The organism is Pseudoalteromonas sp. MB41 (assembly GCF_020966275.1).
Taxonomy (GTDB): domain Bacteria; phylum Pseudomonadota; class Gammaproteobacteria; order Enterobacterales; family Alteromonadaceae; genus Pseudoalteromonas; species Pseudoalteromonas lipolytica.
In genome coordinates this window covers 175,897-193,544 of sequence record NZ_JAJJZF010000003.1, presented here as the reverse complement: position 1 = coordinate 193,544, position 17,648 = coordinate 175,897, and the positions used below count along the sequence as shown (strand labels likewise).

Below are 17,648 nucleotides of genomic sequence, written 5' to 3'. Positions count from 1 at the left end.
TATCGCAATAAGTTTCAATTTGGGGTAATTATAATGAATTAAATATTCATAACACGTTATCATAACTCACCAAATATTAAGCTAAGCTGTACTTTAGCGAAGTTGCTACGTTGTAATTAAATGAAATTATTAAGAAAAGTTATTCATCCAAGCCTAAGTAATGATTATGGTTCGGTATTTATTCGCAACACCGCGCGTGCAATCGTGCTAAAAGGTGAACACATACTGCTTTTATACACCGCACGCTATGATGACTATAGTCTACCGGGTGGTGGGGTCGATAACGGTGAAAGTATTGAACAAGGCCTGTACAGAGAGCTTTCAGAAGAAACCGGTGCACAACAGATAAACATAACGCACCCACTAGGCTTATACGAAGAAATTAGGCCGTGGTATAAAGATGATTTTGATTGTGTGCATATTAAATCTTACTGCTACTTTTGCGAGATCAACGGTGAGCTAGCCGCGCCCAAAATGGAGCACTACGAAGTACAAAATGGCATGCAACCAAAGTGGATTAATATTTATGACGCCATCGCTCATAACGAGACCACCTTGGCTATGAGCGAAAAACAAGGTTTATCTATTCAACGAGAAACCTACTTACTCAAGCTGATTGCTAACACGCTTTGAGGTTTTTTCGATGGAAAAGCACGGTATGCCTATAATGCCGTGCTAATACCTTACTGATACTCATACAGCTTTAGGCGGCGCATAATAGCGCCATATTCCGACTAAATTACTCAATAAAAATACCGTTTCCATCACCACTGCGACTGGCGAAAACAAGAGCGCGTTATGTGTTATCCAACATAGCGTACCTACCACCATCATCAGCCGTAATGATAAGTCTTTACTTTGGAACGAAGCATAAGTCTGAATTAAGGTTGCGGCGAGGGCTATAACACTCACCCAGTTATACCAAGTCAGGCTTACAGCAGCCATACTCAGCAACATGAAAACAACCATCATCCTGGTTTTACGGGCAAAAATACAATATACGTAGCGCACTGCGGCTATGAGCATTAAGCTTGCGGCACTTAAATTATCAAGTAGCAAAAAGTGCACAGAAGTGAGCAACACAGAACTAAACAAACAGGCTAAAATAAACTGCCTTTGCTTAAATTGAAATGACGCTAAATCGAGTAATGTGGCAATCGCGACCAAGCATTGCGATAAAATAAACATACCAACTCCTGAAAAATCAGCAGTGTAATGTTCCTTAAAATCGCGCACATTAACTTAAGTTAAGGCGCCCTCTAATTCGCGATAATGAAATAGCTGAAATACCTAAATACATTGCGACCTCATTTAAACTCAATTGTGCGAGCCAATGCGGTTTGTTATCCAGCAAATATTTATACCTTTGCTCTGGCGTATTCAGTAATAAAAAGGCTTCTTTTGCCTCTTTAAATAATAGCTGTTGAGTGATTAATTTATGCTTCATTGCTTGCCAATCTGGGTTATCAAATAAAGTCAGTGGCACCTTGATAAGCTCAGCGTCCCGCATTACTTTAAGTTGGTAAAACGCATTAGTTTCGGTTAGCCAGTTGCCATAAAGCAGTGCAAACTCATCCTGAAAGTAAAACTCTTTGCACTTTTGAGCGCCCTGCTCTGATACATGTAATGCGCTAAGTACTCCAGATACAATTAAATACCCCGCTTGTTGTTGCTCACCTTGCTGTAGCAGCACATGCTCTTTAGCGTACCGCTTGAGTGCAATCATGCCCGCAAGCTTATTACGAAACTCATTAGCAAGGTAATGGTAACTATCACCCAAGGGCAGTAACTGAGTATCCGTCAAGATTGCCACCCTTGCATTAATAGCGCGGTTATTTGTTTGGCGTTAATGCCTTCTCTGGCTTTAAAATGCTCACCACACCACAGCGGTGAAAAACCACTGCTTCCTTGTGCTTCTGCTCTCGAGCGCAGTGCTGTTAAGGCTATCGAGGCATAAGGAAAAGCAGGCGCTTGCATTGGCATTGCGCCAAGCTCTTGCATAATTCTGTTTCGTATCCCACGCGCAGGACGACCCGAGAAAAGAGTGGTGAGCTCAGTATTATTTGCCGCTGTCGTTTTTAATGCTTCACGGTGTAATGCGCTTGTCGTTGCTTCTTCACATAACAAGTAGGCACTGCCAACTTGTACTGCCGCCACGTTGAGCTCTTTAAACATTTTTACCTGTTCTGGCGTACTAATGCCCCCAGCCGCAATTATCGGTATATCCAAACATAAACAATCATGAACGAGCTGTTCGGTGCTGGGCTGTAACGATAAATCCATCGATAAAAAGCATCCTCGGTGTCCACCCGCTTCTTTGCCCTGTGCAATGATTGCATCAACACCACGCTCTTTTAACCAACGAGCTTCGTCTAAAGTCGTTGCTGATGACAAAACCTTGCCACCCCATGCTTTGATTTGCGCGATAATTTCTTGATTAGGTAAGCCAAAATGAAAACTAACCACGGGAGGTTTATAAGTCGCAATTGTATCAATTACCTGCTGATCAACGGGCTGTCGTGAGGCTTTGCGACTGAATTGCGATGCATCTATTTCAAACTCAGCAAAATATGGGCTTAATAGTTCATGCCACTGCTGTTGCTCAGCTTCGCTGTACGGGCTGACTTGATGACAAAAGAAGTTTAAATTATATGGCTTATTAGTATGGTGCGTTAAATAGTCTAACTCGTTAATCAGTTGCTCTTTCGAGAGCATGGCACAAGGTAACGACCCCAAACCTCCCGCTTCACACACCGCAACCGCCAGTTGTGCATTTTGCACCCCTGCCATGGGCGCTTGGATAATCGCAAGCTCTGTATTAAACAATGTATTACTCATAGCCTATCCTTGTAAGTTTTGCAGCCTCTTGCAGTTTTTACATATTTCCACACACACAGAAACCAGATAAAAACAAATAAAAGCCAATAAAAACAAAAGCCTAAAAAGCATTTAAAAAGCTGGTGTTAGCTTTGCACAAGGTCATGTACATTTTGTAAGGAGATAATGATGACTGATACAGTAACTACAATCAATCCAACAAACGAGCAAACTTTAAATACCTACACTCTCTTGTCTTTACAAGAAGCTAAGGCTGAAATAGATAAATGCCATAAAACCTTTTTATCATGGCGCGAGACATCTTTAGTAGAGCGAGCTAAATACCTTAATCAACTTGCAAAATTGATTGACGATAATAAACATGAATTAGCACAGTTAATGACTGACGAAATGGGCAAGCTTTATCAACAAGGCTTACAAGAAACGGAACTTTGTGCTGCTATATGTCGCTACACAGCCGACCAAGGCCCTGAGGTCCTCGCCGAAGAAAAACGCGATATGCAAGGTGGCCGCGCCATCATTAGCTACCAACCTATCGGTGTTATCTTAGGTATTCAACCTTGGAACTTCCCTCTTTATCAGGTTATTCGTTATGCCTGTGCTAATGTTATGGCTGGTAACACGACCGTGCTAAAACACGCCGGTAACGTATTTGGAATGGCTGAAAAAATTGAGCAGTTATTTAACGAAGCTGGTTTTCCAACCCATTGCTTTAAAAACTTATTAATCGACGGTAAAACAGCCAGCGAATTAATTGAGCATACCGCTATTCGCGGTGTCACATTTACTGGCAGTGACAGCACGGGTAAAAAAGTGGCAGAGCGTGCCGGTAAGCATGTCAAGAAAACCGTGCTTGAGCTTGGCAGTAATGATGCTTACGTTGTCCTTGATGATGCCGACCTTAATACCGCCATTGAAGCATGTACCCAAGGTCGTCTTATCAATAATGGCCAAACATGTGTCGCGGCGAAACGCTTTGTGGTGGTTGACGCAGTATATAATGACTTTAAAGCACGTATTAAAGAACAGTTTGAGCAAGTAAAACTGGGTGACCCTAATGATGAAAACACAGGGCTTGGGCCAATGGCACGTGAAGATTTACGCGCACAGCTTCACCAACAAGTACGTGACTCTATTGATGCTGGAGCGAAGGCGATTGTCGGTGGCAGCATGCCAACAGGCACTGGTTTTTACTACCCAGCGACCTTACTTGAAAATGTAAAACCAGGAATGCCAGCCTACGATGATGAGCTATTTGGCCCCGTGGCCTCTCTGATCCGCGCCAAAGATAATGACGACGCAATGCGTATAGCCAATGACTCGCGCTATGGATTAGGAGGAGGTATTTTTTCTAGCAACGAGAAACAGGCTGTTGAACTGGCTAGGCTGCATTTTGATACAGGAATGGTAAATATAAATGGCTATGGACTCGCTCAGCCAAACTTGCCGTTTGGTGGAGTGAAAGACAGTGGCTATGGCCGAGAGCATGGTGGTTTTGGCTTACGCGAATTTGTAAATATTAAAACCATTATGATCAACCAATAATACACACTAAAAGGGCTCATTGAGCCCTTTCTCATTCATCAAAGGTCGGAACTTGCTGCTTTGATGCCATAGGCATTTTTAACTCTTTAATCGCCTTATCTTTATCAATATCCTCATGTTGTTTTTGATTTGAAGCAGCGGGGTCATAAGTCAATTCGGTTAATAGTGCAAAATGATCAGAGCCATACTTAGCAAGGCGTTCAATTCGTTTTACACTGAATTCATCACTGTGGAATAAGTGATCAAGCGGCCAACGCATAAAAAAGTAACCCGCATGAAATGTATTAAAAAAGCCGCGTCCTTTACGCGGGTCTAACAACTTAGAAACTCGCATAAACAAACGCGTGCTCCGTGACCAAGCAACATCATTCAGATCGCCTGCAACGATGCAAGGGCGCGTTCTATTTTTAAGGGCTTTGGCCAGAATAATAAGCTCGGTATCACGAGGACGCGAGGTGTCTTTTTCGGTGGGACTAGGAGGAGCTGGGTGAATAAAGTGCGCCTCGACTTCTGTGTTATTGGCATCTACAAATACGATATGAATCGAGGGAATATCCGCTTCGATTAATTCACATACCTGTTGGTGTTTAATTTCAAACTTACTGTATAAATGCATACCGTAACGATTATCTTTAGGGCAATAGATACGATATGGGTAATCTGCTTCTAGACAACTGAGCTGCTGTTGCCACGTTTCATTAGATTCAAGCGTGATGAGTAAATCTGGTTGGTGGTTTTTTACCAGTTTAATAAGTTTGCCGTAGTGCGTATTCGACATCAGCACATTCGCAGACATTATGCGAATACTGTGAGCATCATCTTTACTACTTGAGACAACTTCTTTCTTAGCGAACCATGTGTAGGGGTAAATCCAGTTCGCTTGCAGTAGCAAAACCACAAAGCTTATAACAATACAACCGAGTAAATAATGGCTGTTGGAGAGGTAAAATAACACGCTTGCTCCCAGCAAACATGCAACTGCAAGATACGCTACTTGCAGCCGCACAAAATCACAACTTCGAATTAAATAATGCTGGGAGTACGAAAATGGCAATAGTGAGACAATAAGCAAAAGTACAGACAGTACACTCAATGCATGGCTCATATAACTCATTGGCACAATTTATCGGCTCAGAATCGAGACTATTTCGCGGGTATCCTCTACCAAACGAACAATGGTGCCATCAACCTGAATTGAAATTAACCCGTCGTTATTACGCGATTTAATCACCTTACCTCGACGATAAATATCGCGGTCAAGTATGTCACCTTTTCGGTATTTCTTTTGCCAACCAGGCGGAAGATCTCCACCATTTTCAAGTTTTTTCTCTAGACCAGGCGGTAAGCTTTTTCCTTTGTCTTTGTCCTTATCTTTGTCTTTTGCTAAAGCGCCTGTCGCAACAATACTAAGCCCTAAAACAGCCACTGTTAAAAATGTTTTCATACGAACTCTCCTTTTTATGTATTCTACTAAGCGTAGCAACTATTTCTGAACTGGGAATGAAAGAGTATAAAAAAGCCGCAAAGCGGCTTTAAACAGGATTAACGATGACGCGACACGATGGATAAAATTTCTCGTGTGTCATGTACTAAGTGTATTAAGCGGTCATCAATTTCAATGGCAATAATGCCATTTCTATCGCGACGCTTTATTACTCGGCCGTGGCGATAAATATCTCTGTCGAGAATATCACCATGATGATACCGTTTGTACCAACCTGGCGGTAATCCACCGCCATAACCTACTTTTTTGTATAAACCGGGTGGTAAATCACGGTAGCTATAGCGGTCATACCTATCGTGATGACAATCACGGTCATGGCGATGATGCTTATGATGCTTTTTATGTTTATGGTGCTTTTTACGTTCGTGTTTGTACTCGTATCTGTCATGGTCACGATCATGTTTAGCACTCGCTTCTATAGGCACCAAACTCAAACCTAGCACGGCTAACGAGATAGTAATTATTTTATTCATAATAGAGACCCTCTGCATTTGCTCTTGTTGAAAAGCCTATCAAGCAAGCCTGAATCATAGATGAAGGGTTACAATTAAAAATAACAAGTTCATAAATAACAATACGTTATAAAAACAATCTTTACATTTCTTTAAACTTCTTTGGCACTTTTCATGACTTTCTCTGTCTGAATGAAAGCTTCAATTAGGAACAATGACTGTGATTAAAAAACCAAAATTACACCCATTGTTTTCGAACACGTTATAAAAAAGGATCGTTTATGAATTCATTAAAGTGGTGTTTGATCATTGTGATATTTACGCTAACTGGCTGCAGTACCATGTTGAGTCAACACGGTAATCAGCAAACTCAATCTAGCTCATTGGTTGACTATTTATACCCAGATCAACAACAACGAGCAGCCGAACAAATCAGTGTGCCCACTCTAAACTTACCCGCCACAGTGGGTATTGCCTTTATTCCTAACAAATACAACAACGGCCTCCATCATAGTGACGAAATAGCACTACTCAACAAAGTAAAAAAACAATTTATGCAGTATGACTATATTGACCGTATCGAAGTCATCCCAAGTACCTATTTAAAGGGAGGCGAGGGGTTTACTACTTTAGAGCAGGTATCACGCTTATACGATGTGGACATTATGGCGCTGGTGTCGTATGACCAAGTGTCACAAAGTTTAGAAAATAATGCAGCCTTCTTATACCTCACCATTGTTGGTCTCTATGTCATTCCGGGTAATGAAAACACGGTGCAAACATTCGTCGATACCGCGGTATTTGATATTAAAAGCCGAAAAATGTTGTTCCGTGCGCCAGGCATCCATAAAGCAGAGAAACGAAGTACAGCAATTGGTATCGATGAAGTCGCGAAACAGCAATCGCTAGCAAGTTTTAATGCTGCTGTTGACGACATGATAGGAAATCTAGATACCGAATTAGGTCAATTTAAAATTCGCGTTAAAGACGAGAAAATTGCCAATGTCAGCCATAAAAAGGGGCACAGTGGCAGTAGCCTATTTTGGCTTATCGCTTTACTTTTGGGGACTGTGTGTCTGCGACGAAAAGCAATTCATTAATCGCGAAAGCTTTTACACACCGTTAAAAGCAGTTACCCTTTGATTCTCGTTGTCGTTGTTTAATCAAAGGGTTTTCATGAAGTTGTCATTAATCTCAGCGCTTATTGGCTCTCTTTCAATTAGCTGCCATACATTTGCCGCAACAAATGAACTTGAGCATATCACTACCACCGCCTCTCGTACTGAAGTGCTTGCTGATCCACTTCCTGTGGTTGTAAGCAGTATTTCTAAACAACAATTATCACTCATTGCACCCACGCATATTCAACAAGCCCTTAAACAGGTTGCAGGTGCAAACTTACAACATGGTAATGGACAAGAGTACTTACCCGCTCTTCGCTCGCCAGTGCTATCGGGCGCTGGGGCCTGCGGTGGGATACTCACAGCAGAAGATGGTATTCCCCTACGTGCCGCTGGTTTTTGTAATATCAACGAATTATTTGAAGCGCACACAGAAATGGCTGAGCGCATTGAGGTATTAAAAGGCCCAGGCTCAGCTCTTTATGGTTCCAATGCAGTCCATGGGGTTATTAACGTTATTACGCCCGATACAACCTATGATCACACCACACTTGGTTTAGACTACGGTTCTTTTGGCTATAGCCGCTATAAATTGGGGCAAGGTCACGACTTTGGCAAACAAGGCCTTGGTATTAATGTGAGTATCACTCGCGACACAGGCTACCGTGATGATGAAGGGGTTGACCAAGAAAAAGTGACCATGCGTCATCGTTATGATGCTGACAATTTCACGCTCAATAGCGGCCTTACTTATACGCACTTAGATCAACAAACCGCAGGCTATATTGAAGGCTTTGAAAGCTACAAAGATGAAGACATTGCACAGTCAAATCCAAACCCCGATGCCTTTAGAAAAGCACAATCGATGCGTGTGTGGTCCAAGTTAAATTGGACAAAAGACGACAACAATAGTTTCACGCTAACCCCTTACCTGCGCGACCAAAGCATGACCTTTTTTAAACACTTTTTACCCGGCACACCTTTGGAAGAAAACGCGCAACAAGGCGTAGGTATACAATCAATGTGGCAGCACCAATTTGCAAACGCAAGTACGCTTACCGTGGGCTTTGATGGTGAGCTTACCGATGCCGATTTTTTACAATACCAAGATAAGCCAACAGAGGGGTCTGCTTTTTTGGTTGCAACAGTCCCTCAGGGTAAACATTATGACTATCAGGTTACGAGTCGCTTACTGGCACCATTTATAAACCTAGACTGGCAACATGATGAACTATTAGTCACTGTAGGGGGCCGATACGAACACATGCGTTATGATTACACGAACCATATGCTCGCAGGACGCACGAAAGAAGATGGCACCCCGTGCGGAATGGGTGGCTGTCGCTATTCTCGCCCAGAAAGCGGTATTAATAGCTTTGCTAATTTCTCACCTAAACTTGGCATAAGCTACCAATTTACCAATAATCACTTTATTTATGCCAATGCGTCTGAAGGCTTTCGAGCGCCGCAAGCGGCTGAGCTTTATCAGCTTCAGCGTGAACAAAGCGTTGCTGAGTTAAAATCAGAAATTGCAAAAAATCTAGAATTTGGCTTCAAAGGTCAGCAAGCACAACTCCATTACGTGATAAGTGCTTATGCTATGAATAAAGAAAATACGATTTTCCGCGACAGTGACTTTTTCTATGTCAATGATGGGCAAACTCAGCATCGCGGCATTGAGCTTGAACTCGCCTACGCCATTACGCCCACTATCTCAATGCAATTAGCTGCAACGCACGCTAAACATACCTACAGCTATGACCAACTATTAGGTGAGGTTAATATCAATGGCAATGAGGTCGATACCGCCCCGCGTAATATCGCTAATTTACAATTACTTTGGCAGGCTAATGATATGACACGAATAGCGCTTGAGCTCTACAACACCAGCGGCTATTTTACCGACCCTGAAAATCTTCATCGTTACGAAGGCCACTCGCTGGTTAATTTAACAGCAGCTTGGCAGCTTACCCCTACGTTTGCTGTCACTCTGCGCGTGAACAACTTAACCGATGAGCACTATGCTGAACGAGCAGACTACACGAGCTTTAACGGCGATCGCTATTTTCCAGGAAGACCCCGTAACGCAATGTTATCAGCACGTTATCAGTTTTAAGTGACCGCATTATTTGGTGAGCTATCTCATAGTTCACCCACGCTGTTTAGTATTTAGGTATGATAGTTTTATCTCTTACTTAAGTGTCTAAACAGCGTGCCATCTTCTCAAAACGCAATTCGCACCCTTTTATTAGTGCTTGGCATTTTTCTTATTGCAGCCAGCTTACGCGCGCCCATCACAGGCATTGCGCCAGTACTAGAACAGATTATTGAGCAATTTAAGCTCACAGCATCGCAAGCCGGTATGTTGACCACTTTACCCCTGATAGCCTTTGCCATTGCCTCCCCCATGGCAGCAAGCCTGGCTAAAAAATATGGTCTGGAACTGTCGTTGTTTATCGCTCTGCTCCTGATTGGAGTGGGTGTTTTGTCTCGCCTGATTGATTCTGCAAGTGTTTTATTTATTGGCACCGCCGTGATTGGCGTTGGTATTGCGATTGGTAATGTATTATTGCCAAGTCTTATTAAGCGTGATTTTTCGCATAAAGTGGCGGTAATGACGTCAAGCTACGTACTTGCAATGGGCATATTTGGCGGGAGTTATTCAGCACTGATCACTCCCCTTGCAGAATACAAAGAAATAGGCTGGCAAGTGGCTTTAGCCAGTTACTCATTACTGGTGTTACTGGCCATTGTTGTTTGGCTTCCTCAGTTAAAACAGCATACGATGCCTGGCAAAGCACAGGTATCGCACACCACTCAGGCGAAAGTTTGGCATTCCCCTTTAGCGTGGCAAATAACACTATTACTCGGTTTTAACTCATTTTTTACTTACATTATGCTTGGTTGGCTGCCGAGTATTTTGATTGAGTTTGGTCATACAGCTGAACACGCTGGAGCCTTGCAAGGTGCGTTTCAAGTTGCCTCAGCATTACCCGGTATCGTGCTTATACCCTTATTAGCAAAACTAAATGATCAGCGAATACTCACTTTTAGTTTGGCCTTATTAGGTGCGCTATGTTCATTTGGATTATTGTACGCCCCAAGCTTCGCTATGCTTTGGTCTGTCACCTTAGGATTTTGCTCAGGTGCTTGTTTTATTTTAGGTTTATCGTTTGTGAGTTTACGTACTCATAATGCGCAGCAAGCTGCTGCTTTATCAGGTATGGCGCAATGTATCGGCTATTTACTGGCCGCAACAGGGCCAATCTTGGCCGGTACATTACATAGCTTTTTTAATAATTGGGCTGGCGCGCTATGGCTATGTATTGTATCAAGCCTGTTATGCGCGCTATTTGGTTACTTGAGTGGCCGAAACGTGACTATCAATGACGTGACTATCAATGACGTGACTATCAACAATGACGTAACTATCAACAATAAATAGTACAGCCCCTTATTGACTGGCTGCCGTGATTTCAAATGTGCTCATATCCGCTAAGTTATCAAGCCATGGTTTATGAGAACGATACCAAATATGTGTGTTTGGGATAAGCTCAGCGGCTTGCTCAACAGCCCCTAAACGTAAGCCATAAATGCGCTCGCCTTCACCGACTGAGGTCGCGTACAAAGCAGTACCACAATTAGCACAAAACCCCTGTGCTCTTTGATTACCGCTTTCAGCGATTTTTATATATTCTTTTGGTGTAGCACCCGTGAATGTAACAGCATCGGGCATTGACATAACAACGGTACGAAATGGTGCCCCTGAAATTATTTGACAGTCGGTACAATGACAGTTAAATACTTTATTTTCATCAACTTGCGCTTGGTAAGTTACCTCACCACAGTGACAACGACCCGTGATTTGCATATTAAACTCCTTCTTGTTTAGTTTCGTATAGATTCGCACGCTTGATACTGCGTAAGTCATTAAATCTTACCCCGTGCTGCGCCATAATAGGCAGTATTTTTTGACTAATAAGTTGGCGAATATAAAACGGCTGATTTGGCACAAAATGATGAATAGTATGGGTACGACCAAAGTCAAAACAAAATAATTGAAAAGGTATAAACCAGCGACTATTAATCACGTGAGTTTGCTCAATCACATTGTTTACACCACCGTAGTAATGCATCGATGAAGTAATAAAATTGAGCGATGATGAACGAATAATATTTGGTATTATTAACACTACCATCAAAAACTCAGCAACCGCCAGCACATCTAACCCCCAACTAGGTAACATAGATTCTAACGGCATAAATAACTGCAGTAAGTAGTACGCGATTACCCCATATAAAATAACGAAATAGGCGGTCGCAATTGGAAACCCCGCGTTAAATACGGTCAAAAACTTAAAGCCTTTAATTTCTTTATTAAAGCGCTTACTGTTGATTACTAATCCCAACAAACCATCAACAATCACCACAGCCCTAACAAACGGGTTTTTTATGCCATTACCGACCAAACGTTCTTCTAAGTCTTGATTGGTTCCTGAGACCTTATGATGGTGCAAATGAATTTTACGTCGATACCACGGGTTCACCGTATTTGGTCGCATTAACCACACAACCAGCATCATAAAATTATGAAGCCAAGGACGCTTACTAAAATATTGCTTATGAATAAGGTCATGTTCAAGTTCGTGAGAAATAGACGTAATCACAGCCGCTAAAATAATACACAACCACGCGGGAATGAGGCTCATATAATAAAGTGACGCGACACCAATTAATGACAATAGTGACAACAACAAAATAACCAAAGCAATACTATTTTGTTGATTAAGAACAGGGTATTTCGCTCTCAGTGCTTGTTCTTCTGTTTTAATAGCACTGACAATCGCCTGAATATTTTGCTTAGCGGTTAATTTTGGCATAGTTACGTTTGCTCGTTTGTGTATACCAAAATCATACCGCGAATACTCAGCGGTCTCTAGCAAATTGCTCTAAAAAAGGAAGTATCTCACTGGGTGGCAAAGGTTTTGAAAAGTAATAACCTTGAATATAGTCACAACCAGCATCCGTTAACACTTCAAGTTGAGCGTATTCTTCAACCCCTTCAGCAACCACTTTAATACCCAGTACACGACTCATTTGAATGATTGACCTAACTAAGGCTTCGTCAGCTAAATCAACATGTATTTCATCAATAAACGACTTGTCGAGCTTGAGCACATCAACCGGAAAACGACGCAGGTAACTTAACGATGAGTAACCAGTACCAAAGTCGTCTAACGAAATTAAACACCCTGCTGCTTTAAGTTGAGTAAGCACGTCGAGGTGATTGGTATTTTCGGGGGCAAGTACACTTTCAGTTAATTCAAACGATATTTGCGAAGGCTTAACACCTTGACTCTTTATGATGTCAATCCACACATTGCGTTCAGGGTTGTACTCTGCAAACTCAAATAATGAACGGTTAACATTAAATACCAGCTGATCATACCCTTGTGCTTCAAGTGCCTTAATTTGCTGACACGTTTTTATTAACACCAATTCACCGAGTGGAATTATGACACGCGACTCTTCAGCTAATGGTATAAACTCTACAGGCGACACCCACTGCCCTTGGTTTTGCCACCTGACTAAACTCTCAAATTTAGCAACTGTGTTATTTTCAATATCAATAATTGGTTGAAAATAAACCTCTATCTCGTTGTTCTTAACAGCCTGTGTCAGTTGCTCTACCAGTAAATTGTGTTTTTTAACTTTGTCGTCCATTTCAGTACAAAAGTGTAAATATGGATCCGCTGTTTGTTTTGCGTTTAAGCTAGCCAGCTCAGCTTGCCTAATAAGACGACGGGCTATTTTTTCAATTTTAACCTGCGATGTCAGTACATTATTATATTCATAATGACTGATACCCAGTGTCACTGTTACATTTTGACGAATACCGCCAATAGAAAAAGGCTCAATCAATAAAGCATTAATTTGTTTACAGACAAGTTCAAGCTCATGGCTATCCTGATAGGTCTGTAATATTGCAAAGCTGTCTCCATCGATGCGTGAAAATGCACACTCTTTAAAGGTATATGCCAGCCGATTTGCTATTTCACATAGCAGTTTATCCCCGAAGGTTAAGCCATATACGGTGTTAATGTCTTGAAATCGATCAACATCAAAATAAATCACTGCCAAGTGCGTATTAACATCATTTTGATACGACGGTGCCGAAATTAAATCACAAATACGTTCTTTAAAATAAAAGCGATTTGTGAGGCCCGTCAGTTGGTCATGATTTGCATGAAAATAAATTTTCCGCTCAGCTTCTTTTTTCTCTGTGATATCGAGAATGAAGGCGACGTAACACACCTCACCATTGTTAACCATTTTAGTAATTGATAAAAACTGGGTGTATAAGTCCCCTTGCTTGTTCTTATTCATGATCTCACCAGACCATTTACCTTCGGTATCAATGTGATGCCACATGGCACGATAAAAATGCGATGCATGCTTATTCGAACTCAATATTTTAGGATTTTTTCCTATAATCTCGTCGAACGAATAGCCAGTCATATTCGTAAATGCAGTATTTGCGTATATGATCTCGACATTTTCATTGCAGATAAAAATAGCTTCGTGACTTTGTTCTATCAATTGATTGGCAAAATCTAACTTGGCAATAAAGCGATCTTTTTCAATCTCTCGTTGAATAAGGCCTGTAAATAAGGAAAAGAAAGACTCAATTTGCATGGCATCACTGATCGCATGCTGAAAAAGTGCAACGAGAATGGTATCTGTTTTGCCAGACATACTCTGCAAGGGCACCCCGACATACGCTTCAATACCCATATCAACGAGTAATTTATCGTCTGGAAATAATTGCTGTACGTCTGAGCTATAGCTCGAGATACCGCCGCAACTTACATCGTTGCAAGGCGTGCAGCGAATATCATAACTAATGTTTTCGACGATTTCGTCATTGGCCACCAACGTTAGCGTTGTTGCCTGCATGGTGTCTTCATCAACATGAGCTAAAAAAACGTGTGACGCCCCCACCACTTCTGACAAAGAGAGGCATATAGCATTATAAAAGTTTTCACTTTTAAGATTAGATATACTTTCAACAATACGTTTTAGGTCGAATGTACCCACGCTTCCCGCCTTATCTTATATGCACTAAGTGTTTGACTTAACTTAAAGTTAAGGTTTCAAATTGTATTACATGAAGCCTATAAATACCATGCTACTCTAGTCCATTATGATTAATTTTCAATCAAGTAGACACACAAAATCAGGGGTTATTTAATTACTCAACATTGTTTGAACACCTGTGATTAATAATAGAACAAAAAGGATTTTATAGGGGCAATCAGAGCATGCCAGAAGAAAATGAATGAAAGGTTAGCCATGGAATTATACTGAAAGCTGTCTTTATCCCTCCTCTTGCAAAAGGCACGAATCTTTAAAGTTACGATGGTTAAAAGATACGATGGTTAAAAGATGCAGTGGTTAAAAGGTACGGTGACAAAAAGACACGGTGCGCAGACTTTACTTGCCTAATTGCCACGCCCCGTGTGTTACTCAAAAACGCGAACACACAACATAAGACACATAACTGATTTATTTCAGGCATAAAAAAACCCCAGCAAAAGGTGCTGAGGTTAAAAAGTGGTACCAGTGGGCGGACTTGAACCGCCACGCCCGAAGGCAACGGATTTTGAATCCGTCATGTCTACCAATTCCATCACACTGGCTTCATTTTTCTTTAACCTTCTAAACACGAGAAGATAAAGAAAAACCACTTTAGAGCAATAAGCTTTTTAACTGCTTTTGTCTCTATGCCAAGCATTATACAAAGAATGGGTGAGGCAGCAAGCGTTTTATGCGGCCTGATGAATCAACCGCACAATTATTAAACAAGTTGTTAACCAGTGTGCTTTGGCATCATTCGAGAAACAATGGCCTGACAGTCTATTTCATGGCTTAAACAACCATACTGCGAAAAGTGAGGACCTTTCAAACGGCTTGTTACAAATGCGTGTGCGATAATGGGTTCACCAAACTGCAAGAACGTTGCGGCTTGCCAAAGCTGTGCTAAGCGCTCAATGATCCGCCGAGCCTGTATTTCTAAATGTGACGTATCGGTTAGTAATGCCTGCAATTCATCAAGCTTATCGGCGTAATCACTGTTTAGTGCACGTGCTTTTTCAAGCTCCTTCATAAGCGCCGTTAACGATTCTGGCTCGCGGTTAAACACGCGCATTAGATCTAAGCATTGCACGTTACCTGACCCTTCCCAAATTGAATTAACAGGGGCTTCTTTATAAAGGCGACTGGCAATATTGTCTTGCACATAACCTACTCCACCAATGCATTCCATCGCCTCGAAGGTGTGCTGAACTGCACGCTTGCAAATCCAGTACTTTCCAATCGCAGTCGCACTGCGAACGAGTGCAGCTTCGCTATCATCGTCTTGTTTATCAAGTGCGTGGGCAATCCGCATCGAGATTGCCAACGCGGCCTCTGCTTCCAAGGCTAAATCAGCTAAGACATTCAGCATTAATGGCTGTTGATGCAGTTTTTTTCCAAAAACAGCGCGCTCTGATGTGTGCCATACCGCTTCTTTTACTGCTTGCATCATCAATGAACTTGAGCCGAGCATACAGTCATACCGTGTGAGTGCGACCATTTGAATAATCGTCTTAATACCACTGCCTGGTTCGCCCAACATCCAGCCATGCGCTGATCTAAACTCGATTTCAGAACTGGCATTTGACTGATTTCCTAATTTATTTTTTAAACGCTGAATATAGACGGCATTTTTTTCACCACTTTCAAGCCAGCGCGGCACTAAAAAGCACGACAATTGTGAATTAGGGGCATAGGCGAGCACTAAAAAAGCATCGCTCATGGGGGCTGAACAAAACCATTTGTGTCCTTCAAGCACGTAAAGCTGCCCTGCACCGCCTTCATTTAGTGGTGTTGCTTTGGTGGTATTTGCTCGTACATCGGTGCCTCCTTGCTTTTCGGTCATGGCCATACCAATCGTAACACCTTGTTTTTCAAACCACGGCTTGTTGTCGCCATCATAATGATTGGCCAGTATTTTTGGCAGCCAAACTTCAGCGATATTGGCTTGACTGGCAATAGCGGGCACACTCGCAAAGGTCATCGTTAGCGGGCAACCTGACCCTGGGTCAGCATGATTATGTAGTACAGCCATCACCGCGCGTACAACATGACTGCCTTGCTTTTTTTGCTGCCAAGGTAAGGCACAGTGTCCTTGCGCTATGGCATGCTGCATAAGCTGATGATAACTTGGATGGTAATCAACATGGTCAATACGCTCACCAAAGCGGTTATGTGTATTAAGTTCAGGCAAATGCTTATTTGCCAAGAACCCAGCTTGTAACAGTTCCCCTCCCACCTGTTGCCCAAAAGCAGAAAGATGCGCTGTTCCCCATTGTCCCGCAAAACAATTTTGCCAATACTGCAACACGTCGTCAGCCTCGTACGCGTTATAGTTTTCAAGCGGTTTGGGTTGATTAAATACCACGTGGGTTTCACTCGAAGAAACAGACATAGAAGGGCTCTCTTTTTTATTATTTTTTCAACTATAGCAGGTCAGACCTGTTTGTCGACAAGCGAAACCCTCGCTAAGTATTTCTTGTTTGCTAAGGACTTTGCTAAACTACAGCGCAATTTAATAGGATGAGAGTGTTTATGTCAGCTGAGTTTCCTCGTGCCGGTTTTTGGCGCCGTTTTGCCTCGTTAATTTACGACACCTTGGTTGTGATTGCCTTTGCAATGCTCACAACTGTGCTATACCTACTGGCTGTTCAGGGACTTATTTCACTTGATGTGTTGAGTATTGGCAATGCTGAGGATGTCTCAGCGTATATTCAAAACTCCCCTTTGCTTTATGGCATCCGTAGTGGATTACTGGTGTTAGTGAGCGTGGCATTTTTTAGTTACTTTTGGGCTAAAAGCGGGCAAACCATAGGCATGCGCGCATGGCGCTTAAAAGTACAAACCCTCGATGGTAAGCTGATTAGCTGGCAACAAGGTGCGCTAAGAGCAATATGTGCTTTATTAGGTTTGGGTAATTTAGTGGTGCTGATTGATTTTAAAAACAAACGTGCACTGCAAGATTACATAGCTAAAACAGAAGTAATTACGCTCACAAAAGAAGAAAATAAACGCATTTATCGCTCATTGGATTAGGCGCAGTTCGCTTAATTA

The 17,648-nt window shown here is 42.1% G+C and carries 16 protein-coding genes and 1 tRNA gene; 6 read left to right on the top strand and 11 right to left on the bottom strand.

What is annotated here, in order from left to right; all coding sequences use genetic code 11:
* Positions 1 to 120: 120 nt before the first annotated feature.
* The gene (locus tag LPA49_RS06140) at positions 121 to 633 is read left to right on the top strand and encodes an NUDIX hydrolase (protein ID WP_036966217.1); all 513 of its coding nucleotides are present in this window, start codon (positions 121 to 123) and stop codon (positions 631 to 633) included.
* 60 nt (positions 634 to 693) lie between these two features.
* Here LPA49_RS06140 and LPA49_RS06135 read toward each other — a convergent pair whose 3' ends face one another.
* From LPA49_RS06135 to LPA49_RS06125, 3 genes are read right to left on the bottom strand one after another with little or no spacing between them, the layout of a single operon-like run.
* Positions 694 to 1,188 carry a YgjV family protein gene (locus LPA49_RS06135; RefSeq protein ID WP_180311063.1) on the bottom strand — a complete coding sequence of 165 codons (495 nt, stop codon included), beginning with the start codon at positions 1,186 to 1,188 and terminating at the stop codon, positions 694 to 696.
* Positions 1,189 to 1,237: 49 nt separating this feature from the next.
* The gene (locus LPA49_RS06130; protein ID WP_230235944.1) at positions 1,238 to 1,813 is read right to left on the bottom strand and encodes a Crp/Fnr family transcriptional regulator; all 576 of its coding nucleotides are present in this window, start codon (positions 1,811 to 1,813) and stop codon (positions 1,238 to 1,240) included.
* Positions 1,801 to 2,838: a nitronate monooxygenase family protein gene (locus LPA49_RS06125; RefSeq protein WP_036966208.1), complete on the bottom strand. Its 1,038-nt coding sequence runs from the start codon at positions 2,836 to 2,838 to the stop codon at positions 1,801 to 1,803. Before LPA49_RS06125 ends, LPA49_RS06130 begins: the two co-directional genes overlap by 13 nt.
* 168 nt (positions 2,839 to 3,006) lie before the next feature.
* Here LPA49_RS06125 and LPA49_RS06120 point away from each other — a divergent pair, with 168 nt between their 5' ends.
* The gene (locus LPA49_RS06120; RefSeq protein WP_180311650.1) at positions 3,007 to 4,383 is read left to right on the top strand and encodes an NAD-dependent succinate-semialdehyde dehydrogenase; all 1,377 of its coding nucleotides are present in this window, start codon (positions 3,007 to 3,009) and stop codon (positions 4,381 to 4,383) included.
* 31 nt (positions 4,384 to 4,414) lie between these two features.
* On the opposite strand, the gene LPA49_RS06115 is transcribed toward LPA49_RS06120, so the two are convergent.
* The 3 genes from LPA49_RS06115 to LPA49_RS06105 all read right to left on the bottom strand — a co-directional run bounded on the left by LPA49_RS06115 (position 4,415) and on the right by LPA49_RS06105 (position 6,360).
* Positions 4,415 to 5,488, bottom strand: coding sequence for an endonuclease/exonuclease/phosphatase family protein (locus tag LPA49_RS06115; RefSeq protein ID WP_180311065.1), 1,074 nt, complete (start codon positions 5,486 to 5,488; stop codon positions 4,415 to 4,417).
* A gap of 18 nt (positions 5,489 to 5,506) precedes the next feature.
* Positions 5,507 to 5,827: a hypothetical protein gene (locus tag LPA49_RS06110; protein WP_036966198.1), complete on the bottom strand. Its 321-nt coding sequence runs from the start codon at positions 5,825 to 5,827 to the stop codon at positions 5,507 to 5,509.
* Between the two features lie 98 nt (positions 5,828 to 5,925).
* Positions 5,926 to 6,360: a hypothetical protein gene (locus LPA49_RS06105; protein WP_036966195.1), complete on the bottom strand. Its 435-nt coding sequence runs from the start codon at positions 6,358 to 6,360 to the stop codon at positions 5,926 to 5,928.
* Positions 6,361 to 6,620: 260 nt separating this feature from the next.
* On the opposite strand from LPA49_RS06105, the gene rhlP reads away from it, so the two are divergent.
* From rhlP to LPA49_RS06090, 3 genes are all read left to right on the top strand, one after another.
* Positions 6,621 to 7,439: a rhombotarget lipoprotein gene (gene rhlP, locus LPA49_RS06100; RefSeq protein WP_180311067.1), complete on the top strand. Its 819-nt coding sequence runs from the start codon at positions 6,621 to 6,623 to the stop codon at positions 7,437 to 7,439.
* 76 nt (positions 7,440 to 7,515) lie between these two features.
* On the top strand, positions 7,516 to 9,576 hold the full coding sequence (locus LPA49_RS06095; protein ID WP_180311068.1) for a TonB-dependent receptor: 2,061 nt from the start codon (positions 7,516 to 7,518) through the stop codon (positions 9,574 to 9,576).
* A gap of 96 nt (positions 9,577 to 9,672) precedes the next feature.
* On the top strand, positions 9,673 to 10,905 hold the full coding sequence (locus LPA49_RS06090) for an MFS transporter (RefSeq protein ID WP_051501717.1): 1,233 nt from the start codon (positions 9,673 to 9,675) through the stop codon (positions 10,903 to 10,905).
* A 9-nt stretch (positions 10,906 to 10,914) separates the two neighbouring features.
* On the opposite strand, the gene LPA49_RS06085 is transcribed toward LPA49_RS06090, so the two are convergent.
* The 5 genes from LPA49_RS06085 to LPA49_RS06065 form a co-directional block, all read right to left on the bottom strand.
* Positions 10,915 to 11,331, bottom strand: coding sequence for a GFA family protein (locus tag LPA49_RS06085; protein WP_180311069.1), 417 nt, complete (start codon positions 11,329 to 11,331; stop codon positions 10,915 to 10,917).
* 1 nt (position 11,332) lies between these two features.
* On the bottom strand, positions 11,333 to 12,340 hold the full coding sequence (locus LPA49_RS06080; protein WP_036966182.1) for a fatty acid desaturase: 1,008 nt from the start codon (positions 12,338 to 12,340) through the stop codon (positions 11,333 to 11,335).
* 46 nt (positions 12,341 to 12,386) lie between these two features.
* Entirely contained in the window at positions 12,387 to 14,558 is a 2,172-nt protein-coding gene (locus tag LPA49_RS06075) for a bifunctional diguanylate cyclase/phosphodiesterase (RefSeq protein ID WP_036966180.1), read from the bottom strand.
* 517 nt (positions 14,559 to 15,075) lie between these two features.
* Positions 15,076 to 15,160: transfer RNA gene (locus tag LPA49_RS06070), tRNA-Leu, on the bottom strand.
* 170 nt (positions 15,161 to 15,330) lie between these two features.
* On the bottom strand, positions 15,331 to 16,989 hold the full coding sequence (locus LPA49_RS06065) for an acyl-CoA dehydrogenase family protein (protein WP_180311070.1): 1,659 nt from the start codon (positions 16,987 to 16,989) through the stop codon (positions 15,331 to 15,333).
* 140 nt (positions 16,990 to 17,129) lie between these two features.
* Between LPA49_RS06065 and LPA49_RS06060 the strand changes: the two genes are divergently transcribed.
* Positions 17,130 to 17,630: an RDD family protein gene (locus LPA49_RS06060; RefSeq protein WP_036966174.1), complete on the top strand. Its 501-nt coding sequence runs from the start codon at positions 17,130 to 17,132 to the stop codon at positions 17,628 to 17,630.
* Positions 17,631 to 17,648 lie beyond the last annotated feature (18 nt).